The sequence below is a fragment of the Massilia sp. METH4 genome (assembly GCF_037094685.1).
GTDB lineage: Bacteria > Pseudomonadota > Gammaproteobacteria > Burkholderiales > Burkholderiaceae_D > Rugamonas.
This window is the reverse complement of the sequence record NZ_CP146614.1, coordinates 5,147,953-5,174,834: the sequence shown is the minus strand read 5'-3', so window position 1 is coordinate 5,174,834 and position 26,882 is coordinate 5,147,953. Positions and strand designations below refer to the sequence as shown.

Annotated in this window: 29 protein-coding genes; 15 read left to right on the top strand and 14 right to left on the bottom strand. The window is 69.4% G+C overall.

Translation table 11 applies throughout. From position 1 onward, the window contains the following. Positions 1 to 92: 92 nt before the first annotated feature. The 11 genes from V6Z91_RS22700 to V6Z91_RS22650 all read right to left on the bottom strand — a co-directional run bounded on the left by V6Z91_RS22700 (position 93) and on the right by V6Z91_RS22650 (position 10,618). Positions 93 to 659, bottom strand: a complete 567-nt coding sequence (locus tag V6Z91_RS22700) for a hypothetical protein (RefSeq protein ID WP_338761529.1) — start codon at positions 657 to 659, stop codon at positions 93 to 95. Next, a complete protein-coding gene (locus V6Z91_RS22695; RefSeq protein ID WP_338761527.1) occupies positions 643 to 1,470 on the bottom strand; it encodes an amidohydrolase family protein in 828 nt (275 codons plus the stop codon). Before V6Z91_RS22695 ends, V6Z91_RS22700 begins: the two co-directional genes overlap by 17 nt. Before the next feature lie 20 nt (positions 1,471 to 1,490). Then, positions 1,491 to 2,126 (bottom strand): hypothetical protein, encoded by a 636-nt coding sequence (locus V6Z91_RS22690; RefSeq protein ID WP_338761525.1) that lies wholly within the window; start codon positions 2,124 to 2,126, stop codon positions 1,491 to 1,493. A gap of 11 nt (positions 2,127 to 2,137) precedes the next feature. Next, on the bottom strand, positions 2,138 to 2,980 hold the full coding sequence (locus V6Z91_RS22685; RefSeq protein WP_338761523.1) for a hypothetical protein: 843 nt from the start codon (positions 2,978 to 2,980) through the stop codon (positions 2,138 to 2,140). Then, positions 2,977 to 4,017, bottom strand: coding sequence for an aminotransferase class I/II-fold pyridoxal phosphate-dependent enzyme (locus tag V6Z91_RS22680; protein WP_338761521.1), 1,041 nt, complete (start codon positions 4,015 to 4,017; stop codon positions 2,977 to 2,979). The genes V6Z91_RS22685 and V6Z91_RS22680 overlap by 4 nt, the downstream gene beginning before the upstream one ends. A gap of 7 nt (positions 4,018 to 4,024) precedes the next feature. Then, a complete protein-coding gene (locus tag V6Z91_RS22675) occupies positions 4,025 to 6,238 on the bottom strand; it encodes a hypothetical protein (protein WP_338761518.1) in 2,214 nt (737 codons plus the stop codon). 17 nt (positions 6,239 to 6,255) lie between these two features. Next, entirely contained in the window at positions 6,256 to 7,581 is a 1,326-nt protein-coding gene (locus V6Z91_RS22670; protein ID WP_338761516.1) for a hypothetical protein, read from the bottom strand. Between the two features lie 5 nt (positions 7,582 to 7,586). Continuing rightward, entirely contained in the window at positions 7,587 to 8,336 is a 750-nt protein-coding gene (locus V6Z91_RS22665; RefSeq protein ID WP_338761514.1) for a hypothetical protein, read from the bottom strand. Between the two features lie 55 nt (positions 8,337 to 8,391). After that, positions 8,392 to 8,943, bottom strand: coding sequence for a hypothetical protein (locus V6Z91_RS22660; protein ID WP_338761511.1), 552 nt, complete (start codon positions 8,941 to 8,943; stop codon positions 8,392 to 8,394). A 165-nt stretch (positions 8,944 to 9,108) separates the two neighbouring features. Further along, the gene (locus tag V6Z91_RS22655; RefSeq protein ID WP_338761509.1) at positions 9,109 to 9,996 is read right to left on the bottom strand and encodes an intradiol ring-cleavage dioxygenase; all 888 of its coding nucleotides are present in this window, start codon (positions 9,994 to 9,996) and stop codon (positions 9,109 to 9,111) included. A gap of 55 nt (positions 9,997 to 10,051) precedes the next feature. After that, positions 10,052 to 10,618, bottom strand: a complete 567-nt coding sequence (locus V6Z91_RS22650; RefSeq protein WP_338761507.1) for a Spy/CpxP family protein refolding chaperone — start codon at positions 10,616 to 10,618, stop codon at positions 10,052 to 10,054. Positions 10,619 to 10,789: 171 nt separating this feature from the next. On the opposite strand from V6Z91_RS22650, the gene V6Z91_RS22645 reads away from it, so the two are divergent. Both V6Z91_RS22645 and V6Z91_RS22640 read left to right on the top strand, forming a co-directional pair. Continuing rightward, complete coding sequence (locus V6Z91_RS22645; RefSeq protein ID WP_338761505.1) at positions 10,790 to 11,479, top strand: response regulator transcription factor; 690 nt, start codon at positions 10,790 to 10,792, stop codon at positions 11,477 to 11,479. A gap of 1 nt (position 11,480) precedes the next feature. Beyond that, entirely contained in the window at positions 11,481 to 12,992 is a 1,512-nt protein-coding gene (locus V6Z91_RS22640; protein WP_338761503.1) for an ATP-binding protein, read from the top strand. A gap of 299 nt (positions 12,993 to 13,291) precedes the next feature. On the opposite strand, the gene dcd is transcribed toward V6Z91_RS22640, so the two are convergent. Both dcd and V6Z91_RS22630 read right to left on the bottom strand, forming a co-directional pair. After that, positions 13,292 to 13,858: a dCTP deaminase gene (gene dcd / locus V6Z91_RS22635; protein WP_338761501.1), complete on the bottom strand. Its 567-nt coding sequence runs from the start codon at positions 13,856 to 13,858 to the stop codon at positions 13,292 to 13,294. A gap of 95 nt (positions 13,859 to 13,953) precedes the next feature. Further along, entirely contained in the window at positions 13,954 to 14,784 is an 831-nt protein-coding gene (locus tag V6Z91_RS22630) for an alpha/beta hydrolase (protein WP_338761498.1), read from the bottom strand. Positions 14,785 to 14,999: 215 nt separating this feature from the next. Here V6Z91_RS22630 and V6Z91_RS22625 point away from each other — a divergent pair, with 215 nt between their 5' ends. Beyond that, the gene (locus tag V6Z91_RS22625) at positions 15,000 to 15,569 is read left to right on the top strand and encodes a hypothetical protein (RefSeq protein ID WP_338761495.1); all 570 of its coding nucleotides are present in this window, start codon (positions 15,000 to 15,002) and stop codon (positions 15,567 to 15,569) included. Then, the gene (locus tag V6Z91_RS22620; protein ID WP_338761492.1) at positions 15,542 to 15,988 is read left to right on the top strand and encodes a hypothetical protein; all 447 of its coding nucleotides are present in this window, start codon (positions 15,542 to 15,544) and stop codon (positions 15,986 to 15,988) included. The genes V6Z91_RS22625 and V6Z91_RS22620 overlap by 28 nt, the downstream gene beginning before the upstream one ends. A gap of 166 nt (positions 15,989 to 16,154) precedes the next feature. Here the strand turns inward: V6Z91_RS22620 and V6Z91_RS22615 are convergent, their stop codons facing one another. Continuing rightward, positions 16,155 to 17,063, bottom strand: a complete 909-nt coding sequence (locus V6Z91_RS22615) for a LysR family transcriptional regulator (RefSeq protein WP_338761489.1) — start codon at positions 17,061 to 17,063, stop codon at positions 16,155 to 16,157. Positions 17,064 to 17,195: 132 nt separating this feature from the next. On the opposite strand from V6Z91_RS22615, the gene mdcA reads away from it, so the two are divergent. The 11 genes from mdcA (at position 17,196) to V6Z91_RS22560 (ending at position 26,859) form a co-directional block, all read left to right on the top strand. Then, on the top strand, positions 17,196 to 18,851 hold the full coding sequence (gene mdcA / locus V6Z91_RS22610) for a malonate decarboxylase subunit alpha (protein WP_338761486.1): 1,656 nt from the start codon (positions 17,196 to 17,198) through the stop codon (positions 18,849 to 18,851). Beyond that, positions 18,851 to 19,747: a triphosphoribosyl-dephospho-CoA synthase gene (locus tag V6Z91_RS22605; protein WP_338761484.1), complete on the top strand. Its 897-nt coding sequence runs from the start codon at positions 18,851 to 18,853 to the stop codon at positions 19,745 to 19,747. Before mdcA ends, V6Z91_RS22605 begins: the two co-directional genes overlap by 1 nt. Continuing rightward, positions 19,728 to 20,039 (top strand): malonate decarboxylase subunit delta, encoded by a 312-nt coding sequence (locus V6Z91_RS22600; RefSeq protein ID WP_338761482.1) that lies wholly within the window; start codon positions 19,728 to 19,730, stop codon positions 20,037 to 20,039. Before V6Z91_RS22605 ends, V6Z91_RS22600 begins: the two co-directional genes overlap by 20 nt. Next, positions 20,036 to 20,884 (top strand): biotin-independent malonate decarboxylase subunit beta, encoded by an 849-nt coding sequence (locus tag V6Z91_RS22595; RefSeq protein ID WP_338761479.1) that lies wholly within the window; start codon positions 20,036 to 20,038, stop codon positions 20,882 to 20,884. The genes V6Z91_RS22600 and V6Z91_RS22595 overlap by 4 nt, the downstream gene beginning before the upstream one ends. Continuing rightward, positions 20,881 to 21,687, top strand: a complete 807-nt coding sequence (gene mdcE, locus V6Z91_RS22590) for a biotin-independent malonate decarboxylase subunit gamma (RefSeq protein WP_338761476.1) — start codon at positions 20,881 to 20,883, stop codon at positions 21,685 to 21,687. The genes V6Z91_RS22595 and mdcE overlap by 4 nt, the downstream gene beginning before the upstream one ends. Beyond that, the gene (locus V6Z91_RS22585; RefSeq protein WP_338761473.1) at positions 21,687 to 22,307 is read left to right on the top strand and encodes a malonate decarboxylase holo-ACP synthase; all 621 of its coding nucleotides are present in this window, start codon (positions 21,687 to 21,689) and stop codon (positions 22,305 to 22,307) included. Before mdcE ends, V6Z91_RS22585 begins: the two co-directional genes overlap by 1 nt. Further along, positions 22,304 to 23,233 (top strand): malonate decarboxylase subunit epsilon, encoded by a 930-nt coding sequence (gene mdcH / locus V6Z91_RS22580; protein ID WP_338761470.1) that lies wholly within the window; start codon positions 22,304 to 22,306, stop codon positions 23,231 to 23,233. The genes V6Z91_RS22585 and mdcH overlap by 4 nt, the downstream gene beginning before the upstream one ends. Positions 23,234 to 23,525: 292 nt before the next feature. After that, positions 23,526 to 24,191, top strand: a complete 666-nt coding sequence (locus V6Z91_RS22575) for a GntR family transcriptional regulator (protein ID WP_338761466.1) — start codon at positions 23,526 to 23,528, stop codon at positions 24,189 to 24,191. A gap of 37 nt (positions 24,192 to 24,228) precedes the next feature. Further along, on the top strand, positions 24,229 to 25,272 hold the full coding sequence (locus V6Z91_RS22570; RefSeq protein WP_338761464.1) for an ABC transporter substrate-binding protein: 1,044 nt from the start codon (positions 24,229 to 24,231) through the stop codon (positions 25,270 to 25,272). After that, entirely contained in the window at positions 25,269 to 26,087 is an 819-nt protein-coding gene (locus V6Z91_RS22565) for an ABC transporter ATP-binding protein (RefSeq protein ID WP_338761461.1), read from the top strand. Before V6Z91_RS22570 ends, V6Z91_RS22565 begins: the two co-directional genes overlap by 4 nt. Before the next feature lie 10 nt (positions 26,088 to 26,097). Next, a complete protein-coding gene (locus V6Z91_RS22560; protein ID WP_338761458.1) occupies positions 26,098 to 26,859 on the top strand; it encodes an ABC transporter permease in 762 nt (253 codons plus the stop codon). Positions 26,860 to 26,882: the final 23 nt, after the last annotated feature.

Here is a 26,882-nt window from a genome sequence, read left to right as displayed (position 1 = left end):
GCGGGAAGCTGGAAGAAGTCTACGCTTGCGGCGGCGGCCTGGGCGACTTTCATCGCCACAGTTGCGAAAGCGCCACGCAGCGCTACGAAGCGCTACGGGGCGCCCCACGCACCCATCGCACCGGGCAGCTCGTTGAGGACGTTGCTCAGCACGACGCGCGGCCCGAGCCGCCCGTGCAATTCGCGCTCGCACGCGCGCCGCTGGTCCGGCGTCAGGTGCGGCGTCACCCAGATGAACACCGGATAGTTCGCCAGGGGCAGGCCGAACGCGTTGCCGCAGCGGCGATGCTGCATGAGCCGGGTGCGCAGGTTACCCGTCTGGCCGCTATAGCCCCGCATCGGCGACCCGGCGGGGAACTGGATGATGTACAGGCCACAGTAAGGGCCCAGGTGCGGTGCCGAGTACAGCAAGCGGTCCATCCGGTCGAGCCTGCCGATGTACACATACGACGCCCTCATGCCGCACAGTGGCGCGCGCAGGGCCGCGGCGATGGCTGGATCGAGCGGCGGGCCGCCCGGCTCGCCGCTCAGGTAACGTCCACCGATGGTCGAAAGCTGCCGGCACGCCGGCGCCGTGGCCGCACCGCGGGTCCGCCCGCCTTCATCTTCCTGCTCCAACTCGAGCGCCGGGAAGCCGAGCGTTTCAAAGTATGTATTCATAATGCTCCCATCCTTTCGATCGTGCGTTCGCTTGCGGGTGGGTCGAGCCGGAATGCACCGCGGCTGCCGCCCGCGCGGCGGCGGGCGTCGTGCCGATCAGCCGCAGAAAGTTCTCGCCCAGGATCAATGCCTCGTCGGCCTTCGGCAAGCCGAGCAGCCGGACCTTGTGCAGCTCGAGCCCCGGATGCAGCCAGGGTCCGTCCGAGCCGAACAGCACCTTGTGCGGCCCGGCGCGCCGCACGGCTTCCACCAGCAGGTCGAAGCGGCGCACGCCCGACGTATCCGTGTAGATGTTCGGATGCCGCGCCAGGTGGTCGATCAGCGCCAGCTGGCCACTCCACTGGTCGGCGAAGCTGCCCAGGTGCGGGATGATGAAATCCACGTCCGGGTATTGCGCGGCGAGCAGCTCGGCCACGTGCGTCTCGCCCATCGGGTCGTACAGCACGGGGATGCCGAAGCGCCGCGCCGCGTCGCAGATCTCGCCGCTGATCGGCGCGTCGCCCCGGTGCACCTTGATGCCGATGAAGCCATAGCGCTCGACGGCCGTGCGCACCATGTCGCAGATCCGCCCGCGATCGCGGCGCGCGTGAACAAAGGCATAGCCGAAGAAGCGGTCCGGCTGCCCGGCCACGATCCGGGCGACGGCGGCGTTGGCACGGGCATAGTCGGAGTGGAACGCGGCCAGCAGCGCGATGCGGCCGATGCCGGCCGCCTGTGCCCGGCGCAGGTAGCGGTCCAGGGCCAGGTCGCTGTCCCAGGGCCCCGTCAGGCCGTCGCCGGGGCCGGCGTGGCAATGGCAGTCGATGATCATGGCGCTTCACATCCCGCGCTTCACAGCTGCGCCGAGGGCACGTGCTGGCGCAGCGCCCGGTTGATGGCTTCGCGCAATGCGGCCGGGCTGCCGTCGCCCTCGGCCGCCTGCTGCGCGGCGCTGCCGGCGATGCGCACGAAGCGGCGCGCCATCTCCAGCTCGGCCTGTTCCGGGTCCATGCCCTCGGCCTCCATCTCAAGCGCCTTCGCCAGGGCCGAGCCGGCCGCCTTGCCGATCATCGTGCCCACGCCGGGGATCGGGATCATCGAGCCCAGCGCGCCGCCCACGAAGGGCAGCGCCGTCTTGGCGATACCCTTCAGCACGCCGCCCAGCGGCTTGACGACCTTGCCGATCGTCGAGCCGACCTTCTTGATCCCCTTCCACGCCTTCTTGAACAAGCCGCCGAGGAATTGCTCCAGTTCCTCCTCGCTGGCGACGGACAGCAATTCCATCGCCAGTTCCAGTTCCTCCACTTCGGAGAAAGGCATGTCCAGTTCGCCGAACCCGCCGAACTCACCGAGGAATTCCCCGTCGAACGCGCCTTGCCTGCCGCCGCCGATGCTGCCGTGGATCTCAGCATGGAAAGGCAGCACCTCGAATTCGCCCTGCCCGCGGCAAGCGCCGCAGGTACCGCAACTGCATTGTGACCCGCTCATGATCGTCTCCTTCATGTCCATCCAAGTAATTCCATTTCCAGTTCCGCGTTCTGGTTCGTCAGCACGCCCGGGTGGTTGCGCAGCATGGCCCGGTTGATCGACATCTCGATCGTGCGCCGGGCCGGCTCGGGCCGCCCGCTCTCCGCGATATAGACGTGGTGCCCCGACACCGGCAAGCCCAGCACCGTGGCGCCCAGCCGGTGCTTGACCAGCCGTTCGTGCAGGTTGCCGGTCTGGCCGTTGTAGGCCTTCCAGGCATTGCCTTGCCTGAACGTGATCAGGTAATGGCCTGGCCGGCGTGGCAGGTTCAGGTTGCGCACATCGTTCAGCCGGCCCACGTAGCGGAACCTGGGCGCCGCCTCGGCCATCGACGCAAGCACGCTGCGCAAGCTGCCCGGCATCTCCTCCTGCGGCGGGGCGTCGTCGCCGTCATCCGTGGCGGCCAGCTCGATCGGCTCGAACGCCGGCGCGCCGCCCCCGCCGCCATCCCGCACGGGCAGCGGATAGCCCATCGGTTCGGCCACCATCACCCCGCCCGGCCAGCCATAGACAGGCCCCCAGTACGGCCCGCGCGGCCAGCGGCCAGGCCGCGGCCCCGGCTTCGGCCGGCCCGGCGGTGCTGGGCGCCCCATCGGCGCACGGCCGGGGCGCCCGCCGCCACGGTAAGCCGGGCGCGCGCCGCTCCTTCCTCCCATGCCTCCCATGCGCCCACCCGACCTGCCGCGCTCTTCCTCGAACTCGCCGTCGCCCTCCTGCTCGCCGCTCCACTCGCCTTCCGCTTCCCACTCGCCCGCCATCCCTCCGGCGGAGAAAGGCAGTGCCTCGAATTCCCCGCTCATCGATTGCCCGTTCATGCCAGCTCCTTCACGTGATGCCGCAGGGCGCGTGCCGCCCTTGCGATGTCGTCCCCCGTGTGGTCGGCGCGCAGCAGGAAGGCCAGCAGCGCCGTGCGCCCCCTGCATTGCGGTACCGCCAGCACACCGTCGCGACGCAGTGCCGCGTGCGCCGCCGCCAGGTCCATCCCGGGCGGCAGTTGCACGGCCTGCACCGGAAACACGCCGCCCCCGCAGCCGATACCCTGGTCAGCCAGCGCGGCGCGGAACTGAACGATCCGCCGCAGCAGCACACGCCGCAGCGCATTGCCGCACGCCGCGTTCAGGCGCAGCGCGTGGCGTGCCGCGATCACCGTGGCCACCGGCGGCGGGCTGGCGTGCAGCCGCGTGTCGCTGCAGGCCTCGAAGCGCCGCACCAGCTCCGCGCTGCCGGCCAGCACCGCGAGCGGCACGCCGAACCCCTTGGCCAGCGAGGCCCCGACGATGACAGGCGCCCCGGCCAGCCCATGCGCCACGACGGAGCCGCCACCACGCCGGCCCAGCACGCCCAGCGGCTGGGTGTCGTCGAGCAGCAGCACGCCGCCCGCACGGGCCGCCAGCGCCGCGTAGCGGGCCAGCGGCGGCGCCCGGCCCAGGCCAGGGCAATAACCGTCCGCCAGGATCAGCGGGCGGCGCCCCATCCCCGCCGCCAGGCCCGCCAGGCGTTCCAGCTCCCGCATCTCGCCAGCGCGGAAGGCGCGCAACGGCAGCCCCAGGGCCGCGGCCCGCTCGGCGCCCCAGCGCGCCACCGGATACGCGGCGTCGTCCACCAGCACCAGGTACCGGTCCCTGGCCAGCATGCCGAACAGGTCCCAGAACAGGTGCAAGGTCGAGGGCAGCAGCGTGGCCGCCGCGCAGCCCTGCAGTGCCGCCAGCTCGCGCGCCACCGTGCGCGCGCCGGGTACCTCGGCCAGCGCCGCCGGCTTGCCCAGCGTCAGGGCGGGCCAGTCGTCCAGCGCGGCCCGCCCGTGACGCATGCCCAGGTAGAGCGCACTCGTGAAATCGGCTTCCCGGTTCACACGATGCTCAGGTGGCGGTCCTCTGCTGCCGCGCCAGCCTCTGGCGCAGCAGGACCGAGGGCAGCGTGGCGTCGCCCACCGGGTTGCCGGCATCGACCGACAGGTCGACCCCGGTCGCCGCCCGGTACGCGTGGATATAGCCCTGGGCCTGCGGCCGCCAGAAGCGCGCCCAGTTGAACGCCTGCGTCGCCTCGTACACATCGCTCCAGTGGCCGAAGCGGATCGACAGCAGCAACTGCTCGCCGAAGATCGCCAGGTTCCGGAAGTGCATCACGCTCGTGTCGCTCCACATCTGCAGCTTCTTCATCGCTTCGACGCGGTCCATCCACGGCTCGGGATAGGCGACCATCACGCGGGTGGGCAGGAATTCGCGGAACTCCGGCCGCGCCAGCAGCCATTGCTGCATCAGCATCTCGATCCGGGCGGTCGACGGCAGGTCGCCATACTGGTTGTGCATGCCCTGCGACAGGATCAGGTGCACTTCCTTCAGCGCGTTCAGGATCGGGAACGCGTCGGCCTTCACCGTCGTGTCGTCGTCCTGCCGGTAGAACGTCGTCAACAGGCGCAGCAGGTGGTGGAAGGCCTCCAGGAATTTGGAACGGCTGTCGGCAGGGCGCATATTGCGCACGGCCTTGCCGTCCAGCCGCATGCCGTAGTGGTGGTCGTACTCGTAGTTGCGCCGCACCACCGTGAGCCGGTGCTGTTCATCCTGCGTATAGCCCCACAGCAGGTTGTTCAGCGGGCGCAGCATGTCGATTTCCGTGTTCGCCAGCGGGTCGGTGACGAGTGGCGAGCGCAGGTTCTGGAAGCGCTGCGTGATCACGTTCATCGTCTGCACCAGCATGCCTTCTTCCTGCCAGTAGCTCCAGATCAGTTCGATCAGGCACGGATTCGTCAGGCGGTCCTGGATGATGCCGAAGCACAGTTCCGCCTCCTCGCCGTGGGCATTGGGCACGATGATGGGCACGTCGGGCAGCTTGCGCCGGATCACCGCCAGGTAGGGCAGCATTTCCGTGCCGCCCACCGATTCCAGGTAATCCTGCACCAGCGTGTCGCGCAGGTCGCCGCCGGCCGGGATGTCCCGGCGGTCCAGGTAGGCGTTGTCGTTGACCGGATCGAAGGCGAACGGCTCGCGCAGCACGCCGCAATTGACCATCACGAACGCCTCGGTTGCCGCCTTCAGCACGCGGTACGATTCCGAGTCCGTGAACGGCAATGCGCGCCGGTTCCTCAGTGACTGGAACGCGGCCGTCTTCCGGCCGAAGCGCGAGCGCTCGAACGGCGCGCTGGCCGGGTCGCCGGAGGGCACGCAGAACAGCTGGTCGAGAAAGTCCATGTAGTTGTTGAACGACAGCGCCTCGGTGCTGTTGCGTATCAGCGTCCACAGCGCCAGGTCGGGCGTGGCCTCGGTTTCGGTGCGCGACAGCGCCACGCCGATATTGCCGGTGATCGGCTGCGCGGGCTTTTCTTCCGCGTCGAAGCCGCCCTCCACGGCCAGGCGGGCGCCGTTCGGAATGGCAAACGGCAGCATGCGCGGCGTGGTGACCACCGATCCGGCGCGGCGCGCGAACACCAGCCGGCCCCGGAAGTCGTACCTGCCCGGCTTCCTGATGTATTGGGCGGCCGACCAGGCGCTGCCCTCCGCCGCCTGCCAGCGCCCATCCACCTCCAGGCCCACCCGGTCGCTGACCGCGTTCGGACCGTTGCTGCCTTCGAAGTCGACGACGGCGATGGCGCGGTTGCCGACGATGGCATCCCTGGTGCGCGTGCCCCCCGACGAGGGTTCGAATTCGAACTTCACGACCGGGCTGATCGGCAACGCGATCGTCATCTGCAGCACTTCGTCGGCGCCCAGCACGCCGCCCTCGAAGCGGTACACGTCCGCTCCGTCGGCCGGCGTCACATGGTCGTACAGCACGAAGTACGCACCCGGTTCCAGTTCCTCGAACCTGACGATGCCCTGCGGCCCGGTCGGCCGTTCGATCAGCCGGTCGTGATCCTGCGGCCGCCAGTTCTCCCACTCGTTCGCCCGGAACGCAGGGAATGTGCCCGGGTCGAGGTCGCGGGCCCTGAACAGCACCAGTGCCGCGCCCACCAGCGGGCGGCCGGTCGTCTCGTCCGTCACCTTCGCTTCGATCGTGCCCCTGCCCTCCACCACCGTCACCACCGTCACGGCGGCCACCGCGGCAGGGGCGCCCTTCGCCACTTTTCTCGTACTCATGTCGCTCTCCTAAAAGGTCATTCACCTGTCGTCAGTGCCAGGCCGGTGCCGCTCGCCGAGCCCCGCACCGTGCGGGCACGCCCTTGGCCATCCTCCAGCGCCGTGCGCATCGCCCAGTGCGTGAGCAGGCGCGCCAGCAGCACGCTCTCGTCTTCCGGCGCCAGCAAGCCGTCCGCGCGCGCCTGGCCGATCACGGCCAGCACCAGCGAAGGCGGGCTGTCGTACATGCGCTGCGGCGCCGCGTGCCACCATCGGTACAGCCGCGCCAGCCGGGCCGGTTGCCGGGCACCGGTGTCCATCGCCTCCACCAGCGAAGCGCCGCGCAGCGCACGCGGCCGGTGGTGGGCCAGCAGGCCGGCCATCGAGGGCAGGCTTGCCGTCAGCTGTTCCAGCAGCAGCCGGTCGCGCGGCGCCAGGCCGTCGAGCGGGTAAAAGCCGTCCCACAGCCGCTCGATGCGGGTCCATTGCGGGTGCGGATACAGCAGGCGCCCCACCGCGCAACTGAGCTTGACGCGCAGCCACGGCACCGGGTGCGGATCGTCGGCATTCAACCTGAATACGAACACGCGCGGCAGCGACAGGACGCCGATCAAGCCCAGCGTGGCAACCACGCCCACCCGCGCCAGCGACCAGAAATCGGCCACCACCTCGGAAATCCAGCGCTCCCACAGTTGCCACACGACGGGCGGTCCACTGCCGCCGTGCTGCAGCGATTGCAGCACGGGCCGCAGCGATCCCACCAGATCCAGCAGCGCGGCACCCTGGTGTCCCACCTCGTGCACGAGGGACGAGGCGATGCTGCTGCCGATCATCCGCTCGCGCGGCACGCGGATGATCGCGACCGGGTTCTCGCCGCCGCCCGGCAACCGGGTACGCGCCCGGCGGATCGCCGCGCCCGGGCCGCGGTCCAGGTAGCACACCAGCGGCGGCGCCTCGAAGTAGCCGCCCGGCAGCCGCAACGCGTCGCGCGAGACCGCGTCCAGCCCGGCGAGCCACACCCCGTTGCCGTGTTCGCTGCGCTGCGTGACGACGTCGATGAACAGGTCGAACTGCGTCAGTGCGGCATTGAATTTCAGGCGCAGGAAGGTGAAGCGCCGTTGCGCGTCGGCCACCGTAACCCGTCGCGCCGCCGGCCCGCGCAGCCAGCCGAGGAAGCGGCGCACCATGGTTCGCAGTTCGCGGCGCACCAGCGTGAGGTGCCGCTCGATCGCCGCCTGCGCCGCGGTGGGCAGCGCGGCCGCCGGCACCATCGGTTCGATCAGCACGAACGGTTGCATGCGGTCGACCCGGTTCAGGAGCGAGCGCGCTTCCTGCGCCAGCATCCAGGCCGCATAGGCATCCATGGCCGTCAGGCGCCGTACAGGATGATCTTGCGGCCCTGCCGCATCCACCGTCCGCTGCTGGCGCCGCGCCCGCCGGCGGCCCCGGAACGGCCCTGGCCCTGGCTCATCTGGCCGCCCTGCATGCCCTGGCCACCCTGCGTCGCCAGCGCGCCCTGCCCGGCGCGCGACTGGCCCTGGCCCAGCAAACCCGGCGCGAACTGCTTGGCGGCCGCGGTGGCGGCCTGCTGGGCGATCTGGCGCGGGTCGCCGCCCCTGGCCTGGGCAGCGCGGTTCACGGTATCCGCCGCGATCTTCACGAAGGTCTTGGCGCCTTCGAATTCACGGTCTTCGCCGGAGAGCTCGCCTTCGGCCTCCAGCCCCAGCGCACTGCCGGCCGCCGAGGCCAGGCCGCTGCCGATCTTGGCGCCCAGCGGGCCGCCGAAGTAGCCGCCGATCGCGCCGCCGGCCATCGGCAGCGCCTTCTTGGCCACGCCCTTCAGCACGCCGCCCACGGCCTGCCCGACGGGCGACTTGATCACATTGCCGGCGACGGAAGCGGCCTTCTTCAGGAAGCTGCCCAGGAACTGGTCCAGCTCCTGTTCGTTGGTGACGGAGAGCAGCTCGTTGGCCAGCTCCATCTCGTCCGCCTCGGACAGCAGGCCGCCGCCCTCGCCCGTCCATTCGCCCTGGCCGAATTCGTACTGTTCCATTTCATAGCCGCTGCCGCCGCCAAATTCCTGGCCGAATTCCAGGGTCGTGCGATCGATGTCATGCATGATGAGCTCCTGTTGATAGTCAAACACCAAAATTGGAACGGCCGCACCGCCCCGCCTAAATATCGATGACCTGTATGCGTGATGTGTCCCGCGCCGGCGCCGCGCCGTGCCGCAGCAGGCCCGGCGCATTGCGGCGGGCGGCCTGCCGCAGGGCGCGCTGTACCGCCGCGCCGGCCGGCTGCCCGCCCGCGCGGCTCATGGCCTGCCGGGCGGCGTCCGCCGCCAGGCGAACGAAGCGCCGCGCCACTTCGAATTCCTTGTCCTCCGGTGACAGCCCCTCCAGCTCCAGGCCGAACACGGCGGCCGCCTTGCGCTTGAGGTCCGCCGGTGCCCGGCTGGCGTCGATCGGAAAGACCATGCGCGCCGCGTGCTCCAGCACGCGCAGCATGGGAGTGCGCAGCGCCGGCTGGCGTCCGTCGCCGGCCGCCGCCACGATGTCGGCAAGGACCGGCTTCAGCTCGTCGGCATCAGCCGCTTCCAGCAGGCGCGCGGCGAAGTCCATTTCGCCGTATTCGTCGCGCCAGGGCTTGCCGGCCTCCGAGGCGGCCGGCAATTCCAGTTCCGGCTTGAAGTCGAGCAGGCGGCGGTCGATGGTGGAACGGTCCATGGCACTCTCCGTTGGAAGTGCGGCCGATCTGCCGCACGCACTCGGGTAGGTGCAAAGGCCATGCCAGGGTTTTTGAGGGAGGAATGCCGCGTGGCGGCGAAACGGCATTCGCCCCGCCGGGATGGCGGGGCGAAAACGGCGAAACGGAATTCGCCGGGGCGGGATTTACGCGGCGACGGCGACCGTCAGCGTGGCCACGTACCCATCGGTGGCGTTGCCGGTCACCGTGGCCAGCTGGAGCGAGTAGCCGTCACTGAAGATGTTGTCGGTCGCGAAGCTGATCTGTGCGAGGTTGCGCACGCTGGCGCTGTAGCCGGTGGTGGCGTAGACGGCGTTGCAGATATCGGTGGGGAACGCGAACTGCGACGTCTTCACGCGGTTCGACGCGCTCGACGCCTTCGCCAGGCTGGAATAGACCTCGAAGTGCACGTGCGGCATGCGGCCCGAATAACAGCCGGGGAAAATGGTGGTGAACGTGATGTCGCCGTTCGCATCGGCTTCCTGCACGCCGCGCAGGTAGTTCTGGTTCGTCACGCCGCCCGAGTACAGCGAGTAATTGCCGTCGCGGTCGCAGTGCCACAGGTAGACGGCGAAGCCGCCCGCCGCCGCGCAGCTGCTGTTGGCGTTCACGATGTGCAGCTTGATCGTCAGCGGCACGCCGGCGGCGGTGCCGCTCATGGTGCCGAAGCTGCTCCGGATGTCGCTGCGCACCACGCCCGTCTGGGTGAGCACGTTGACCACGCCGCTGCTGTTGCTGTTGGTGCCGTCGGCCGGGTACGGGCCGCCCGTCTCCTCGGGGATCACTGAACAGCTACCGGTGGCGGTGGTCGTGGTGCCCGTACTGCCCGTCGTGGTGGTGGTGCCGGTCGTGCCGGTCGTGCCGGTTGCCACACCGTCCGTCGTGCTGGCTGCGCTGTCGGACGAGCCGCCGCAGCCGATGATGGGCAGCGAGGCCGCGCCGGCGAGCAGCCAGCGCAGCGACCGGCGCCGTCCGGCCGTCGCGTTCAACATCGTTTGCAGGTCTTCCTCCAGGCTGTGGCCGTGTTGTGCCATGGCTTGCTCCTTTTATCGTGGGTGGAATTACGCGGTGCTGCTGGCCAGGTCGCCGTCAGCGGCCCGGACGAGCCGGGCCGCCATCGCGGTCGACGCCGGGGCGCGGCGCCCGCCCATTCCCGCGCTCGTCGAGCTGCTTGCGCTGCTCGGCCGTCAGCACTGCCAGCACCTTCTGTTCGGTGCGCAGGTGCGACAGCGTGATGTTGGCATCGGCCTGCGCGGCGGCCTGCGCCAGCTTCACGGCGGCCGCATCGTCGTACTTCCCGGCGCCGTGCAGTGCCAACAACGCGCGGTCGGCCTTGTCGCGCGCCCTGGCCTGCTCGCGCAGGTACGGCACCTGCCCATGGACGATGGCGAAGATCTTGTCCTGCTGCGCCTCGGTCAGCTCGATGCCGCGCAGGTAGGGCTGCGCGCCATCGAAGCCGTGGCCGAAGCCGGGGCCTTCGCCACGGGGGCCGCGCGGGCCGTCCTCCTCGCGCATGGCCGGGCCGTGGCCGCGCGGGCCCTGGCCAGGGCCCTCGCCGGGCGCCTCGTCGAGCGGGTTGTCAGCCATCGCCCCGAGCGGCAGGGCCAGCACGGCGGCGAGCAGGAGTCGTTGCAGGTTTTGTGTTGTGTTTTTCATCAGCGGTCCTTCGGTGACAGTGGAGCCGCCATTCTGTGGCGCCGCCGTGTAAAGCGCGGTAGCCACATGTAAATCGGTGTAAATGGAGATGCTGTAAATCCGGGTAAAAGCGCCGTATCCCCGCGCGCGTGACTGCTATCATGGTTCCCTTTGTAGCCCGAAGAAGAAGTGATGAGCAAGGTCCTGCTGATAGACGACGATGTCGAATTGATAAGCATGTTCCAGGAATACCTGGAGCAGGAAGGTTTCGAAGTGAAGACGGCCCACGACGGCGAAGCGGGCACCGCGGCCGCACTGACGGGCCAGCACGCGATCGCGATCCTCGACGTGATGATGCCCCGCATGAACGGCCTGGAAACGCTGCGCCGCATCCGCGCCGCGAGCCGCATGCCGATCCTCATGCTGACCGCGCGCGGCGACGATACCGACCGCATCGTGGGCCTGGAACTGGGCGCGGACGATTACGTGACCAAGCCGTGCACGCCACGCGAGCTCACGGCGCGCATCCGCGCCATCCTGCGCCGCACCGCGGGCACGCCGATGGACCAGCTGGCTTCCGCGCCCCTGGTGGTGGGCCAGTTGACGATGTGGCCGGAACAGCGCCGCGCCACCTGGGCCGGCGCCACGGTGGAGTTGACGAGCACGGAGTTCAACCTGCTCGAAGTACTGGCCCGCAACGCGGGCAAGCCGGTCAGCAAGAACACGCTGTCGGAACAGGGCCTGGGCCGGCCGATGGCGCGCTTCGACCGCAATATCGACGTGCACCTGTCGAGCCTGCGGCACAAGCTGGGCACGCTGGCCGATGGCCGCTCCTGCCTGCAGACGGTCTACCGCATGGGTTACCAGCTGATCAAGGATTGACGTGGGCCGCCTGTTCTGGAAGTTCTTCCTGTCGATCCTGCTGGCGCAGATCGCGGCGACCGTGGGCATCGGCGGCGCCCTATGGCTGAAGAACCGTGCCGCGGAACAGGAAGCCCGTCCCGTCATCGACACCAGCCCGCCCGCCGCGATGGCGATCGAGTCGGCCGCCGCCACATTGGAATTCGGCGGCGCGGCGGCCCTCTCGCGCCTGCTGGAAAACATGGACCGCCACCGCGTATTCGCGGTGGACGACCTGGGCCGCGAACTGCTGGGCCGCATCGTGAAGCCCGAGCAGGTGGCCGCCGCCCGCGCCATGCTCGACAAGGGCGACACCCGCGTGGTGCGCCGGCTCACCCTGCCCAACGGCCGGCGCTACCTGCTGTTCCTGCCGCCGCACGAGCGCGATACCGCGATGCGCGGGGCGGACGCGCGCCCGCTGCTGGCCGGTGCGGGCATGCCGATGCCGGGCGCCGGGCCACGTGTTGATTGGCTACCGGCGCAACCCGGCGCGGACGGCCCAGGGGCCGGCGCTCCACCGCCGCGCTTCGAAGGCGCGGCGCCGCCCCGCCCGGACCCTGGGCCGATGGGCCCCGACGGCCCGCGCGGCCGCTTCCAGCCTCTGACACCCTTCATTCCGCTGGCCGCCGCCCTGGTGGCCAGCTCCCTGTTCGCGGCCCTGCTGGCCTGGTACTTCGCGCGACCGATCCGCGCACTGCGCCAGGCATTCGAGGCGGCTTCGCACGGTGACCTGGCGCCCCGCTTCACCGATGCCGCCAGGGGCCGCGGCGACGAGCTCACGGACCTGGGCCGCGACTTCGACCGCATGACGGCCCGGCTGCGCAACCTGATGGATGGCCAGCGCCGCCTGCTGCACGACGTGTCGCATGAAATGCGTTCGCCGCTGGCGCGCCTGCAGGCGGCCATCGGCCTGGCGCACCAGAACCCGGCCCGCATGGCCGCCTCGCTGGAACGCATCGACCGCGAGAGCGTGCGGATGGACAAGCTGGTCGACGAACTGCTGACGCTCTCGCGCCTGGAGGCGGGCGCGCTGTCCGGCGCGCGCGAAGAGATCGACGTGGCCGAACTGCTGCACGCCATCGTCGCCGACGCGCAGTTCGAGGCGGCCACGCAGGGCCGCACCGTCACCGCCCGCGGCACGGCCGATGTCGTGCTGCTTGGACAGCCGGACCTGCTGGCGCGCGCGATCGAAAACGTGGTCCGCAACGCGATCAAGCACAGCCCCGAAGGCGAAACGATCGACGTGGAATCGGTGATCGATGAGCGCATGCTGCGCGTGCGCGTGCTCGACCGGGGCCCCGGCGTGGCGCCGCAGGACTTGAAGACGATCTTCGAACCGTTCTTCCGCAGCAGCGGCACGGAAAAGGATGTGGAGGGGCACGGCCTGGGCCTCGCGATCGCCCGGCAGGTGGTGCAGCAGCACGGCGGCACCATCGGCGCCGTCAACCGCGACGGCGGCGGCCTGCACGTCGAAATCGCCCTGCCGCTGGACTAGCCCACCGGTGACAACACCGGTGACAGGCACCGGTCTTTTTGCAATATTTCCTCAGCACCGGTGACAGGCACCGGTTTTTTTGCAACATTTTCTCAAGGGCCGCTGCCGGATGCGACGCAATCAGGCACGCGTGTCCCCCGACGCAGGGCCATCGGCCCGTTCGGGCTCCTGTTCTTCGGAAATGTTTCCTGAAGTTCGGTGCCTGGAAGGAGTGATGGCATGCATGCCATCACCGCTTGGCAGGCGCGGAGCATGCTCCGCGAAACCCCTGCCAAGCCACCGGTCTTCTGCAGTGGCGCTCAAGCCTTCGGCAGCGTTACGCCCCGCTGGCCCTGGTACTTGCCGTTGCGGTCCTTGTACGAGGTTTCGCACACTTCGTCGCTCTCGAAGAACAGCACCTGCGCGCAGCCTTCGCCGGCGTAGATCTTGGCCGGCAGCGGCGTGGTGTTCGAGAATTCCAGCGTCACGTAACCTTCCCATTCCGGTTCGAACGGCGTGACGTTGACGATGATGCCGCAGCGCGCGTACGTGGACTTGCCCAGGCAGACCGTCAGCACATTGCGCGGAATGCGGAAGTATTCGATGGTGCGGGCCAGCGCGAAGGAGTTCGGCGGGATGATGCAGACGTCGCTTTTCACGTCCACGAAGGAATTCGAATCGAAATTCTTCGGATCGACGATCGTGCTGTTGATGTTGGTGAAGACCTTGAACTCGTCCGCGCAGCGGATATCGTAGCCGTACGACGACGTGCCGAACGAGATCACCTTGCGGCCGTCCACTGCCCGTACCTGGCCCGGCTCGTAGGGCTCGATCATTCCATGTTGTTCCGCCATCTTGCGGATCCATTTGTCGCTTTTAATCGTCATCGTTCGTGCTTGAAACTGTTGGAGGAGAGTGCGGCGCCGCCGCGTGGCAGCGATTCTACGCGATCGACCCTGCCTCTGAAAGCTTTTGCAATGTTTTACGCCTGCCTCGCCCCGGCGCACAGCGGCATTTCGGTGCCAATGAGGTCACAGACCATGTCGCGGATTGCCTGCGCCGTGAGCAAGGGGAACTCCATCGGGAACAGGTGCCCGCCCGGCATCAGCCGGAAGTTGCGCCCTACCAGCGCCTTGGTGGCCGTCAGGCCGGCCTGCCGGTTCTCCATCGAAATCCGGCCGGCCAGGTAGCCGACCGGCACGGGAAACTGGCCCGCCACCAGCCTGCTGATGTGGTGCGGCAAGGTGCGGTACACGGCCGTTTCGACCTCGCGCGAGAAGCGCAGCTGCACCCCGTCCGGATGCGGTACCAGCCCGGCATCGAGATAATCCTGCAGCACGCCCGGCGCCCAGGCCGCGAACAGTTCCTTGCTGGCGAAGTGGCGCATCGCGTCGGCCTGGCTCGGCCACACCATCCGCCGCCGTACCGACAGGCGCGACGGCGAATAACGGTCCTCGGCATTGAAGCGCTTGATCAGGCGCCACGCAACGGCGCGCCAGCCGGCCAGTACGGGCGAATCGAGCAGTACCACGCAGCGGACCAGCTCCGGCCGCCGCGCCGCCGCCATCAGGCTCAGCATCCCACCCAGCGAATGCCCGACGAGGATCACGCGCTCGCCGTGGTAGCGCGACACCAGCTCGGCGATCAGCTCGTCCGCCAGCTCGCGCCAGCCGTCCCGCACCAGGTAGCGCGGGTCGTGGGCATGCATGTCGAGCGCCTGGACATCGAAATCGTGGGCAAGGTGCTCGAACATCTGTCGATACGTGCCGGCTGGGTAACTGTTCGCGTGGGAAAAATGCAGGATCGGTTTCATGAAACAACAGGGCGGCACCCGCACATTCGGGCGGCGCGAGCCTAGCGGATGAGTCTTAGATTTGCCTTATTTCAAGTATATTAGCATACCGTCATGGCTTGTCCTTCCGGGCCGGGCCGGCGATGCAAATACAGGCAATTGCACGACAATTTGACGAAAGCCATCGCATCGCGGCCGGAATAAGATCGGCTCCCCCTATTCTCGTGGAGCCGACGATGACACCGACGATCAGATCCCTCGCCAACGCGTTCCGCCTGGGCGCGCTGGCTGCCCTGCTGGCCGCATGCACCACCGCGGGCGTGCCTGCCGGCGCCCCGGAGGAGCTCGCCGACCAGGGTGCCTGCCTCGGCAAGAATCCGAGCGCCCTGGCAGCGGCAACCCAGGGCATGCCACCCTACGTCGGCAGGGACAGCTACGCCAACGTGGCCCTCGACGCAGGCACGGTCCTCTACTCGCTCACACCCGGTATCGCGCCGGGCTTCGCCGTCAGCGAAGCGACGCTGCGCGACACCGGCGGCAGCTGGCAGGAATACTATGCCCTCGTGCAGGTCACGACCGATCCCGGCAGGGATGCCGATGGCCGGCCCCGCAAGCTGCGCGAGGCGGTGCGGGCCTTCCACGTGACCGAACCGGTCTGCGTGGCGCGCGGCACCGCCATGGCCAACCCGCAATTCGGCGCGGGCGGCGGTACGCAGTACTATGTGCCGCCGGCCGACGCGCACAAGCTCAGGCCCGGCGACATCATGCCGATTTCCCAATGGCGCATCGCGATCAGCGCAGAGTGATGCGGCGCGAATCGGCCTGGAGGGATCATGGCGGCGGCGCCATGCTGCAATACGATTTCGTGCCGCCTGCGCAGTGGAGCGGCGCGCGGGTCGCTGAAGAACAGCTGGCGATCGCCGACGCGATCGCCGGTGATGCCGAAGCCGGGGACGAGGGCTGGTTGCAGCTGGCGCGCCGCCTCCCGCCGGCATTGCGAAAAGCCCTGGTGGCCGAGCTGCGCGCGGGGAATCGCCTGGCCGGCATCGGCGCCGTCGGCTGGCCGGACGAGGGCAGCATCGTCGTCAACCTGCGCGACCGCTTCGTCACAGCCCGGCACACGCTGCCTCCCGGTGTTCGATGGCGGCAGCTCGACGATCCGCGTTATGCCCGCGAGGAAATGAGCCTGACAGTAGGGCCAACGGCATACCTGATCATCAGCTGAGACGCGGGAAGCATGGAAAAGGGCGCTGCCTGCATTTCCGACCTCGCCGTCCGGCTTGCGGCATGCGCCAGCCACGGCAAGCACCGTTGATTCACCGGCGGCACCGGATACTCGATACGTCGGCATCGTCGCCCGGGCTGTAGGACGAACTCCACCATTCGCCGTGTCAGGCCGCGCCCTTCCCGAACATCCGCGACTCCGCCGCCAGCGCCAGCAGGTTCGGATCCCGCTCGCGCGACTTCGGCAACAGCAAGGTGATCACCTGGTGCGACGCATACGGCTGCGCCAGCGGGATGAGCTCGATGCGGGCACTGTACTCGGCCACGCGCGCCGGCAGCAGGCTGTAGCCCATGCCGCTGCCGACGAGATTGATCAGCGAAAAGATGTCCGGCACCTGCAGCGTCGTTTCCGGCGTGAAGCCGGCCTCCCGGAACGCGTGGTTGAAACTGTCGGACGTGACGAAGCCGCTGCCCAGCGTGATGAACTGCTCGTTGCGCAGGTCCTTCAGGTCGACCCGGGCCATGCCCGCATACGGCGAGCCCAGCGGGGCGGCCAGCCGCACCTCGTCCTCGAACAGCGGCACGGACAACAGGTTGCCATTGTCGTTCGGCGTTTGCAGGCCGATGACCACGGCATCGAGCCGGCCTTCGGCCAGGCCCTGCAACAGGTCCTTGTTCGACCCCAGCGTGAGATCCACGTGCAGCTCGGGCCGGCGCAGCTTCAAGCCCATCAGCAGGTGCGGTATGCAGCGCAGCGTGAGCGAATAAAGGGACCCGATGCGCAGCCGGTGGCTGTTGAAGCCGGCCAGCTCGCGCACCTTGCGGATTCCCTCCTCCGTTTCCGCCACCGCCCGCTGCGCATGGCTGGCGAACGCAAAGGCAGCCGGCAGGGCCGTCAGCTTGCGGCCCTCGCGCTGGAACAGCTGGCAACGCAGCCCTTCTTCCAGCGAATGCAGCGCACGGTGGACGCTGACGATGCTCTGGCCAACTTCTTCGGAGACGCGGGCAAGGCTCGACAGCCGCATGAAGGCCAGGAATATTTCCAGTTTCTTGAGGGTGATTTCTTCGTCGATCATGGGGCAAGCTTACCTCAAACGCGCATCCAATCGTTAACGCCGGAGTAAACATCGATACGCCTGGGTTGATTGAATGGCCACGCTGGCGCGCCTATGCTCGCCTTACCCAACCAGTCAACGACGGGAGAATGCATGAACAGCACACCCCCACGCCAGTGGGATACGCGGCGGCAGGAAAAGCGCCGCCGCCTGGAATCAGTGCGGCACCTGTGCGATGGCCGCGTGCTCGGCACCGATGCGATCGTCGACGCGCTGCAACTGCTGGTGGCCAGCGGCGACCGCGTTGTCCTCGAAGGGAACAACCAGAAACAGGCCGATTTCCTGGCCCGCGCGCTGGTGCAGCTGGACGCCGGCAAGGTCAACGGGCTGCACCTGATCATGCCCAGCGTGAGCCTGCCCCAGCACCTCGACCTGTTCGAGCGCGGCATCGCCAACAAGCTCGATTTCGCCTTCGCCGGGGCGCAAAGCCTGCGCATCTCGCAATTGCTGCAGGATGGCGTGCTGCAGGTGGGCGCCCTGCACACCTACGTGGAACTGTATGCCCGGCTGTACGTGGACCTGGTGCCGAACGTGGTGCTGGTCGCCGGCTACAAGGCCGACCGCGACGGCAACCTGTACACGGGCCCCAGCACGGAAGACACGCCGGCGCTGGTGGAGGCCGCGGCCTTCCGCGACGGCATCGTGATCGCCCAGGTGAACGAGATCGTCGACGATCCGGTCGGCCTGCCCCGCGTGGACATTCCCGGCTCGTGGATCGACTTCGTCGTGCAGGCCGACAAACCCTTCTATATCGAACCGCTGTTCACGCGCGACCCGCGCCTGATCAAGCCGGTGCACGTGCTGATGGCGATGATGGCGATCCGCGGCGTGTACGAGCGCCACAACGTGCAGTCGCTGAACCACGGCATCGGCTTCAACACGGCGGCCATCGAGCTGCTGCTGCCGACCTACGGCGAGCAGCTGGGCCTGAAGGGCAAGATCTGCCGCAACTGGACCCTGAATCCCCACCCCACCCTGATCCCGGCCATCGAAAGCGGCTGGGTCGACAGCGTGCACTGCTTCGGCGCCGAACTGGGCATGGAAGCCTACACGGCGGCCCGGCCGGACATCTTCTTCACGGGCCGCGACGGCTCGATGCGCTCGAACCGCCTGCTGTGCCAGATGGCGGGGCAATATGCGGTGGACCTGTTCATCGGCGCGACGCTGCAGATGGATGGCGCGGGTAATTCCTCCACCGTCACGCACGGCCGGCTGACGGGCTTTGGCGGCGCGCCGAACATGGGCCACGACCCGCACGGCCGCCGCCACGCCACGCCGGCCTGGCTCGACCTCGTCGAAGGCGACGACCCGCTGGCGCGCGGCCGCAAGCTGGTGGTGCAGATGGTCGAGACGTTCCAGGACGGCAGCCAGCCGACGATCGTCGAATCGCTCGATGCCGTGGAAGTGGGCAAGGCATCCGGCATGCCGCTGGCTCCCGTGATGATCTATGGGGACGACGTTACGCACGTGCTGACGGAGGAAGGCATCGCCTACCTGTACAAGGCCCGCTCGCTGGAAGAGCGCAAGGCGATGCTGGCGGCAGTGGCGGGCGTCACGCCGGTCGGCCTCACCCACGATCCGAAGCAGACGGCGCGCATGCGGCAGCAAGGCTTGATCGCGCTGCCGGAAGATATCGGCGTGCAGCGCTCGCAAGCGACCCGCTCCCTGCTGGCGGCGAAGAGCATCGCCGACCTGGTGGACTGGTCCGGCGGCCTGTACGAGCCGCCCGCCAAGTTCAGGAGCTGGTGATGACCGCCCTGCACCCATTGCAAGCACATTCCGGGCGCGGGACCCGTGCCGCCTGGCTGGCGGACCTCGCCGTGGCCGCCCTCGTCGACGAAGCCATGCTGACGCCCAAGCCCGGCCTGGTGGACATGCGCGGCAGCGGCGCCCACCGCGACCTGAGCTGGCTGCTGATGTGCCACTCCGCCCACGCCCTGCATCCCGGCTTCGCGGCGATGGCCCACGCCGGCGCGACGATCGGCGACCTGCCCTCGCTGCGCCGGCGCATCGGCGCCATCGGCCGCGCGGCCGAGGCCACGATGATGGCGGCCACCGGCGGCGTCAACACGCACCGCGGCGCCATCTGGGCGCTCGGGCTGCTGGTGACCGCCGCCGCGCGGGGCCCCGCCCCCCCTGCGGCCATCGCCGAACGTGCCGGCACCCTCGCCTGCCTGGCCGACCCCGGCGCGCCCGCCTGTACCGGCAACAAGGGCGAGCAGGCCCGCAAGGCGTACGGCGTGGGCGGCGCGCGCAGCCAGGCCGAGGCGGGATTCCCGCACGTGATCGGGATGGCGCTGCCCATGCTGCGCGCCTCGCGACGCCGGGGCGACGGCGAAAGCGCGGCGCGCCTGAATGCCCTGCTCGCGATCGTGGCCGACCTGGACGACACCTGCCTGCTGGCCCGCGGCGGCCCACCGGCGCTGGCAGCGGCCCAGTCGGGAGCGCAAGCGGTGCTCGACGCCGGCGGCGTGGCCAATCCGGCCGGCCAGGCGGCGCTGCGCGACCTGGAGGCGGACATGCTGGCCCGCCGCATCTCGCCCGGCGGCGCCGCCGACCTGCTGGCGGCGACGCTGCTGCTCGACGCGCTGGCGAACGAACAACCACAAGCGATGGAGGGACACGATGGAGCGATTGCAGTTTGAATTCGCGGCCGGCCAGCCTGCCGCGTCCCGCACGGTGACGGGCGTGGTGGCATCGGGCGACCTGGAAGTGCTGCTGGAACCGCAGGCTGGCGGCACCACGAGCGTGGCCGTGCAGACCTCGGTCGACGGGTATGGCGCCACCTGGACGGCGCTGCTGGCGCGCGTGTTCGCCGACCCGGCCCTGCCGGCGGCGAAGATCGAGATCAACGACAACGGCGCCACGCCCGGCGTGGTGCGCATGCGCATCGAGCAGGCGTTCGAGGAAGCGGCACTGGGAGGGCAACGGGCATGAACATCGAGGCACTGTTACGGCGCGACAGCTTCATCGAGCGCAATGCCCGCGGCCGCGCCCGCGCCCTGCTGGACGCCGGCTCGATGCGCGAGCTGGTGGGCCCGTTCGACCGCGTCACGTCGCCCTGGCTGGCGCAGCAGAAACTGGTCACGCAGGCCGACGACGGGGTGGTAGTGGCGAAAGGCACGCTGGACGGCATGGCGACAGTGGTGCTGGCCATCGAAGGCGCCTTCCAGGGCGGCAGCATGGGCGAAGTGGGCGGCGCGAAGATCGCCGGCGCCCTCGAACTGGCGGCGCGCGACAACCGCGCCGGCAAGCCGACGCAAGCCGTGATCCTGTTCGAGACGGGCGGCGTGCGGCTGCAGGAAGCGAACCTGGGCCTGGCCGCCATCGCGGAAATCCAGGCCGCCATCGTGGACCTGCGGCGCTACCGGCCCGTCATCGGCGTGAGTGCCGGCACGGTGGGCTGCTACGGAGGGATGTCGATCGCCGCCGGCCTGTGTTCCTATCTCGTGCTCACGCGCGAGGCCCGCCTGGGCCTGAACGGCCCGCAGGTGATCGAACAGGAGGCCGGGCTGGCCGAATTCGATTCGCGCAACCGGGCGCTCATCTGGGCGCTGACCGGCGGCGAACAGCGCGTGGCGACGCGCCTGGCCGACGTGCTCGTCGACGACGACACCGCGCAGGTGCGCGCCGCGCTAACCGATCTGTTCCGGGCCGGCCCGCCGGCAATGCACCGCAGCGACCGCTACGCCGACTTCCTGGCCAGCCTGGCGCATGTCGATACCGCCCGGCAGCCGGAAGCCGCCGATGTCCGCACCGTCTATGAAAAGGGACTCACATGAGCATTCGATCGAATGGGGCCACGTGGCTCGGGGAGCTGACGGGCGGCGCCCCGGCACTGCATGCCTGGTCCGCCGTCCGCGTGGCCAACGGCGAACTGGCGGGCGCGCCGGCCCGCTTCATCGCCGTGGTGCAGGACCCCGGCAACCAATTCCCGCGCGCCCGCAACGGCGAGGTCGGCCTGGTCGAGGGCTGGCAACTGGCGCAGGCAGTGCACGAAACCATGCACGAGGATCGGGATGCCCGAACCAGGCGCCCGATCGTCGCCGTGATCGACGTGACCAGCCAGGCCTACGGGCGCCGCGAGGAAGCCTTCGGCATCCACCAGGCGCTGGCCGGCGCGGCCGGCGCCTATGCCGAAGCCCGGCTGGCCGGCCATCCCGTCATCGGCCTGATCGTCGGTCTCGCCATGTCCGGCGCCTTCCTGGCGCACGGCTACCAGGCCAACCGCTTGATCGCCCTGGCCGATCCCGGCGTGATGGTGCATGCGATGGGCAAGGCCTCGGCCGCGCGCATCACGCTGCGCTCCGTCGAGGCACTCGAAGCGCTGGCGCAAAGCGTGCCGCCGATGGCTTACGACATCCACAGCTACGCCTCGCTCGGGCTGCTGTGGAAAGTGCTGGCGCCGTCGAGCGCGGCCGAACCGACACGCGATGACGTGGCGCTGGTACGGGCCACCCTCGAGGAAGCGCTGGCCGATATCGCCCCGAACGAGGCGCGCGACCTGTCCAGCCGCTTCGGCGGCGAGCACCGCGCCGCGTCGCGCCGCGTGCGGGAACTGCTGCGCGAACAGTGGAACGCGTGATGGTTTTTCGTCCCCACGACCTGCTGTTCCCGCGGGTGCCGGGCCGCTTCGATGCCGGGGGCCCGTGGCCGGACTGGCTCGACGCCGGTTGGCTGGCCAAGGCGCCGCTGGTGGTGCGGCGCGAAGCGGCGCCGGGCGGCGTGGTGCCCGTGGGTGCGCGCGGCATGCACCGCAGCCAGCGCTGCAAGGGGTATATCCGGGCCGATGCCGTCGCCCGCTGCATCACACCGGAAATGCTGGCCCACCCACCGGCGCCGGCGCCCGGCGCCCTGCCCCCGCTGGCGGCCCTGGCCATGCTGGCGCCCCGGCTCGACGCCTTGCGGCTCGCGTGGGGGCCGGCCGGCGGCACGGGCTTCCACCTGGCCACCGGCCTGCCCGTGCTGCGGCAGGATAGCGACCTCGATCTGCTGGTGCGCGCGCCGGCGCCGCTGCCGGCACGCACCGTCGAGCGCCTGCTGGCCCTCGCCGACGGTGCCCCCTGCCGCGTCGATATCCAGGTGGACACGGGCACGGCCGGCTTCGCCTTGGCCGAGTACGCGCGCGGCGGCCGCGTCCTGCTCAAGACAGCGCACGGGCCGCTGCTGGTTCGCGATCCGTGGCAGCATGCGGTGGCGGCATGAGCGTGCTGTTCACCTTCCCCGGCCAGGGGGCGCAAAAGCCCGGCATGCTGCACGCCTTGCCGTCGCATGAGGAAACCGCCCGCACGCTCGAGGAAGCCGCGGCCGCGCTGGGCGCCGACCCGCTCGGCCTGGACACGCCCGACGCGCTGCGCTCCACGGTGGCGGTGCAGCTTTGCCTGCTGATCGCCGGCGTGGCCACCGCGCGGCACCTGGCCGCGCTGGACGCCCGCCCCGCCATGGTGGCCGGCCTGTCGATCGGCGCCTGGCCGGCGGCCGTGGCGGCCGGGGTGCTGGCCTTCCCGGATGTCATTCGGTTAGTTGCATTTCGGGCCCGCTCGATGGAGGAGGCCTATCCTTCCGGCCATGGCATGACGGCCGTCACCGGCCTGGCGGCCACCGAACTCGAACCGCTGGTCGCGCGGGTGCGTGCCGCCGGCGAGCCGGTCTACCTGGCGAACCTGAACGGTCCGCGCCAGCTGGTCATCGCGGGCAGCGACGCGGGGATGGCGCACGTCGCGGCGCTGGTCCATGCGGGCGGCGCCGGCGCGAAGGCCGAGCGGCTGGCCGTCGCCGTGCCCTCCCACTGCGAGCTGCTGGCCCGCCAGGCGGACGAGCTGGCGGCGGCCGTGGCGGCCGTGCCCCTGTGCCGCCCCCGCATCACCTATATCAGCAGCAGCGTGGCCCGCGCGCTGTTCGATCCGGCCGCCATCGGCGCCGACCTGGCCCGCAACATGGCGCGGCAGGTGCAATGGCACGACACGCTGCGGCACGCCTGGGAACGCGGCGCCCGGCTCGCCGTGGAGATGCCCAGCGGAAGCGTGCTGACGAAACTGACGCAGCCCGTCTTCGACGGCGGGGTGGCCGTGAGCTGCGACGGCGCCTCCATCGGCGATATCGCGACGCTGATCCGCGCCGCCGGAGAATAGCCGCGCCACTTCGCGGTGCATCCGGCGCCCGTTTTGGGGCAAGGAACGCTGACGGATTGTCGACAATCCGTGCGACGCCATCGGCACAGGCGCCGAGGTCCGGTCCGGCCGCGAACCCAGCCGTCATGCGGCCCCGCACGCCCCGCCGTGGGCCAATGCCGACATTTGCCGATATTTTCCGGCAGTGGCACGGCGCTTGCTAAGTAGCGGATGAGCCAACTATTCCCTCCTTCGCATGCCCACCGCACCGCCCAGTACCGCCCGTTCGCCGGACCCCGCACCGGAAGAACGCATGTACCTCGACGTCTACGACGCCATCATGTCCCACCGCCTCACGGCCGGCACCAAGCTTACCGAAGGGGCGCTGGGCGACATCTACGGCATGGCGCGCCACCATGTGCGGCAGGTGCTGGCCCGGCTGGCCGCGGACGGCCTGGTGGACCTGGAGCGCAATCGTGGCGCCCACATCGCCAGCCCTGGCCCGCGCGAGGCCGAGGAAATGTTCGAGCTGCGCCAGCTGCTGGAAGCGAAGGTGGTGGACAAGCTGGCCGGCCGCCTCACCGATGCCCATCGCCAGGCACTGCGCGAGCTGATCGAGCGCGAGCGCAACGCCTGGATGCGCGGCGACCGCCCGCTGTGGATCCGCCTGTCGGCGGAATTCCATATCGAGCTCGCCAAGCTGGCCGGCAACGGCCTGCTGGTCGATGCGCTGCGCCGCCTCGTTTCCCGCACCACGCTGCTGATCTCGAACCTGGACACGACCGGCCAGCAACCCTGCTCGTTCGACGAGCATGCCGCCGTCGTCGAAGCCTTGGGCGACCAGGACAGCACCCGCGCCCAGGCGCAGATGGCGCGCCACCTGGACCAGTGCGCGTGCCGCCTGCTGGCACCGGCGCCGCCGCGCTTCGACCTGCGCAGCGCCCTCGGCAAGGACGCCGGCACCCGCAAGCAAGCCTGACCATTCACCGCAGCTTTCACCACTGAAGAGGAATCCCATGCGTTCTACCACCCGTTCCAACCCGTTCGCACGCCTGGCTGCCGGCGTCGCCGTCTGCCTGCTGGCCCTGCCCGCCCTGGCGCAGGACACCAGGATCAAGTTCCAGCTCGACTGGCGCTTCGAAGGCCCGTCCGCCCTCTTCCTCGTGGCGAAGAGCCGCGGCTACTTCGCCCAGGAAAAGCTGGACGTGACGATCGACGCCGGCAGCGGCTCGGGCAATGCGGTCAACCGCGTGGCGTCCGGCGCCTACGACATGGGCTTCGCGGACCTGGCCGCGCTGATGGAATTCACCGCCAACAATCCCACCGCCCCGGGCAAGCCGGTGGGCGTGATGATGGTGTATAACGACACGCCGGCCGCCATCGTGGCACTGAAAAAATCGGGCATCCGGTCCCCGGCCGACCTGAAGGGCAAGAAGCTGGGCGCTCCCGTGTTCGACGCCGGCCGCCGCGCCTGGCCGCTGCTGGCCAAGGCCAACGGCCTGCCGGCCAACAGCGCCAGCTGGACCAGCATGGAGCCGGCACTGCGCGAAACGATGCTGGTCAAGGGGGACGTGGACGCCATCGCCGGCTTTTCGTTCACCTCGCTGCTGAACCTGAACGCGCGCGGCGTGAAGGACCAGGACGTGGTGATCATGCCGTATCCGCAGTACGGCGTGCGGCTGTACGGCAACGCCATCATCGCCTCGGACACGCTGGTCAAGGAAAAGCCGGAAGCCGTGAAAGGCTTCCTGCGCGCCTTCGCGAAAGCGGCGCGCGACGTGATGGCGAACCCTGAGGCGGCCATCAAGGCCGTCAAGGAACGCGATGGCCTGATCGACGAAAAGCTCGAACTGCGCCGCCTGAAGCTGGCGATCGCCAGCGCCATCGCCACGCCGGGCGCGAAGGCGGAAGGCTTCGGCCGGGTGTCCCCGCCGCGCCTGTCGCTGATGGCGTCGCAGGTGTCGGACGTGTATGCGACCAAGACGCGCGTCGACCCGAACGCGGTATGGGTATCGTCCTTCCTGCCCTCGGCGGCCGAACTGAACGTGTTCCCGAAATGAGCGCCCTGTTGAAAATGCCGGAAGCGGCCGAAGGCGACACGTTCGTCGATTTCAGGAACGTCTGGCTGGCATATGACAATACCGGCGAGTTCGCGGTGGAAGACATCACGCTGCAAACGCGGCCGGGCGAATTCATCGCCATCGTCGGCCCGTCCGGCTGCGGCAAGTCCACGTTCATGAAGCTGGCCACCGGCCTGAAGGCACCGACCCGCGGCAGCGTGCGGATCGGCGGCGAGGCGGTGACGGGGCCGTTGAAATTCGTCGGCATGGCCTTCCAGGCCCCCACCCTGCTGCCCTGGCGCACCACGCTGGACAATGTGCTGCTGCCGCTGGAGATCGTGGAACCCTACCGCCGCACCTGGAAGAAGGACCGCGCGCAGTACGAGGAACGGGCCCGCAAGCTCCTCAAGACCGTAGGGCTGGACGGCTATGCCGACAAGTACCCATGGCAGCTTTCGGGTGGCATGCAGCAGCGCGCCTCGATCTGCCGCGCGCTGATCCACGAACCGAAGATGCTGCTGCTGGACGAACCGTTCGGCGCCCTGGATGCCTTTACGCGCGAAGAGCTGTGGTGCGTGCTGCGCGACCTGTGGACCGAGCGCCGCTTCAACGTCATCCTCGTCACGCACGACCTGCGCGAAGCGGCCTTCCTGGCCGACACGATCTACGTGATGAGCAGGCGGCCGGGCCGCATCGTGGCGCGCCGCGAGAACCCGCTGCCCCAGCCGCGCGACCTGGAAACCACCTACGGCGAACCGTTCGGCGCGCTCGTGCACGAGTTGCGCGAGCACATCGGCCGCGTGCGCAGCACCTGAAGGAAGCGCCATGAAATCCTCCACGATCAAGACCTTCGCGCCATGGCTGCTGCTGGCGGCCATCCTGCTGCTGTGGCAAGCCATCTGCGCCGGCTTCGCGGTCTCCGAGTTCATCTTCCCCAGCCCGCTCGCCATCGTCGATGCGCTCGGCGAGTACGCCGGGCCGATCGCCACCCATGCCTGGCGCACGTTCTGGGTCACGATGGCGGGCTTCGGCATCGCGGTCGCCGTCGGCGTGGCGCTCGGCGTGGCCATCGGTTCCTCGCCGGTGCTGTATGCCGCCGCCTACCCCTTGATGACGGCCTTCAATGCGCTGCCGAAGGCCGCCTTCGTGCCGATCCTCGTCGTGTGGTTCGGCATCGGCGCCGGCCCCGCCATCCTGACCGCCTTCCTGATCTCGTTCTTCCCTATCATGGTCAATATCGCCACCGGCCTGGCCACGCTGGAACCGGAGCTGGAAGACGTGCTGCGCGTGCTCGGCGCGCGCCGGCTGGACGTGCTGATGAAAGTCGGCCTGCCGCGCGCCATGCCCTACTTCTTCGCCTCGCTGAAGGTGGCGATCACGCTGGCCTTCGTCGGTTCCACCGTTTCGGAAATGAACGCGGCCAACGAAGGCATCGGCTACCTGCTGGTGTCGGCCGGATCGTCGATGAAGATGCCGCTGGCCTTCGCCGGCCTGGGCGTGATCGGCGCGATGGCCATGGCGATGTACGAGCTGTTCGCCATCGTCGAACGGCGCTCGACAGGCTGGGCGCACCGGGGCGCGCGCTAGCGCGTATCGCTCACGCGATTGAT

What these genes read in the sequence shown, in the direction of transcription:
- V6Z91_RS22700 (WP_338761529.1), bottom strand. Translation starts at nt 659, where the DNA reads ATGAATACATACTTTGAAACGCTCGGCTTCCCGGCGCTCGAGTTGGAG.
- V6Z91_RS22695 (WP_338761527.1), bottom strand. Translation starts at nt 1,470, where the DNA reads ATGATCATCGACTGCCATTGCCACGCCGGCCCCGGCGACGGCCTGACG.
- V6Z91_RS22690 (WP_338761525.1), bottom strand. Translation starts at nt 2,126, where the DNA reads ATGAGCGGGTCACAATGCAGTTGCGGTACCTGCGGCGCTTGCCGCGGG.
- V6Z91_RS22685 (WP_338761523.1), bottom strand. Translation starts at nt 2,980, where the DNA reads ATGAACGGGCAATCGATGAGCGGGGAATTCGAGGCACTGCCTTTCTCC.
- V6Z91_RS22675 (WP_338761518.1), bottom strand. Translation starts at nt 6,238, where the DNA reads ATGAGTACGAGAAAAGTGGCGAAGGGCGCCCCTGCCGCGGTGGCCGCC.
- V6Z91_RS22670 (WP_338761516.1), bottom strand. Translation starts at nt 7,581, where the DNA reads ATGGATGCCTATGCGGCCTGGATGCTGGCGCAGGAAGCGCGCTCGCTC.
- V6Z91_RS22665 (WP_338761514.1), bottom strand. Translation starts at nt 8,336, where the DNA reads ATGCATGACATCGATCGCACGACCCTGGAATTCGGCCAGGAATTTGGC.
- V6Z91_RS22660 (WP_338761511.1), bottom strand. Translation starts at nt 8,943, where the DNA reads ATGGACCGTTCCACCATCGACCGCCGCCTGCTCGACTTCAAGCCGGAA.
- V6Z91_RS22655 (WP_338761509.1), bottom strand. Translation starts at nt 9,996, where the DNA reads ATGGCACAACACGGCCACAGCCTGGAGGAAGACCTGCAAACGATGTTG.
- V6Z91_RS22650 (WP_338761507.1), bottom strand. Translation starts at nt 10,618, where the DNA reads ATGAAAAACACAACACAAAACCTGCAACGACTCCTGCTCGCCGCCGTG.
- V6Z91_RS22645 (WP_338761505.1), top strand. Translation starts at nt 10,790, where the DNA reads ATGAGCAAGGTCCTGCTGATAGACGACGATGTCGAATTGATAAGCATG.
- dcd (WP_338761501.1), bottom strand. Translation starts at nt 13,858, where the DNA reads ATGACGATTAAAAGCGACAAATGGATCCGCAAGATGGCGGAACAACAT.
- V6Z91_RS22630 (WP_338761498.1), bottom strand. Translation starts at nt 14,784, where the DNA reads ATGAAACCGATCCTGCATTTTTCCCACGCGAACAGTTACCCAGCCGGC.
- V6Z91_RS22625 (WP_338761495.1), top strand. Translation starts at nt 15,000, where the DNA reads ATGACACCGACGATCAGATCCCTCGCCAACGCGTTCCGCCTGGGCGCG.
- V6Z91_RS22620 (WP_338761492.1), top strand. Translation starts at nt 15,542, where the DNA reads ATGGCGCATCGCGATCAGCGCAGAGTGATGCGGCGCGAATCGGCCTGG.
- V6Z91_RS22615 (WP_338761489.1), bottom strand. Translation starts at nt 17,063, where the DNA reads ATGATCGACGAAGAAATCACCCTCAAGAAACTGGAAATATTCCTGGCC.
- mdcA (WP_338761486.1), top strand. Translation starts at nt 17,196, where the DNA reads ATGAACAGCACACCCCCACGCCAGTGGGATACGCGGCGGCAGGAAAAG.
- V6Z91_RS22605 (WP_338761484.1), top strand. Translation starts at nt 18,851, where the DNA reads ATGACCGCCCTGCACCCATTGCAAGCACATTCCGGGCGCGGGACCCGT.
- V6Z91_RS22600 (WP_338761482.1), top strand. Translation starts at nt 19,728, where the DNA reads ATGGAGCGATTGCAGTTTGAATTCGCGGCCGGCCAGCCTGCCGCGTCC.
- V6Z91_RS22595 (WP_338761479.1), top strand. Translation starts at nt 20,036, where the DNA reads ATGAACATCGAGGCACTGTTACGGCGCGACAGCTTCATCGAGCGCAAT.
- mdcE (WP_338761476.1), top strand. Translation starts at nt 20,881, where the DNA reads ATGAGCATTCGATCGAATGGGGCCACGTGGCTCGGGGAGCTGACGGGC.
- V6Z91_RS22585 (WP_338761473.1), top strand. Translation starts at nt 21,687, where the DNA reads ATGGTTTTTCGTCCCCACGACCTGCTGTTCCCGCGGGTGCCGGGCCGC.
- mdcH (WP_338761470.1), top strand. Translation starts at nt 22,304, where the DNA reads ATGAGCGTGCTGTTCACCTTCCCCGGCCAGGGGGCGCAAAAGCCCGGC.
- V6Z91_RS22575 (WP_338761466.1), top strand. Translation starts at nt 23,526, where the DNA reads ATGTACCTCGACGTCTACGACGCCATCATGTCCCACCGCCTCACGGCC.
- V6Z91_RS22570 (WP_338761464.1), top strand. Translation starts at nt 24,229, where the DNA reads ATGCGTTCTACCACCCGTTCCAACCCGTTCGCACGCCTGGCTGCCGGC.
- V6Z91_RS22565 (WP_338761461.1), top strand. Translation starts at nt 25,269, where the DNA reads ATGAGCGCCCTGTTGAAAATGCCGGAAGCGGCCGAAGGCGACACGTTC.
- V6Z91_RS22560 (WP_338761458.1), top strand. Translation starts at nt 26,098, where the DNA reads ATGAAATCCTCCACGATCAAGACCTTCGCGCCATGGCTGCTGCTGGCG.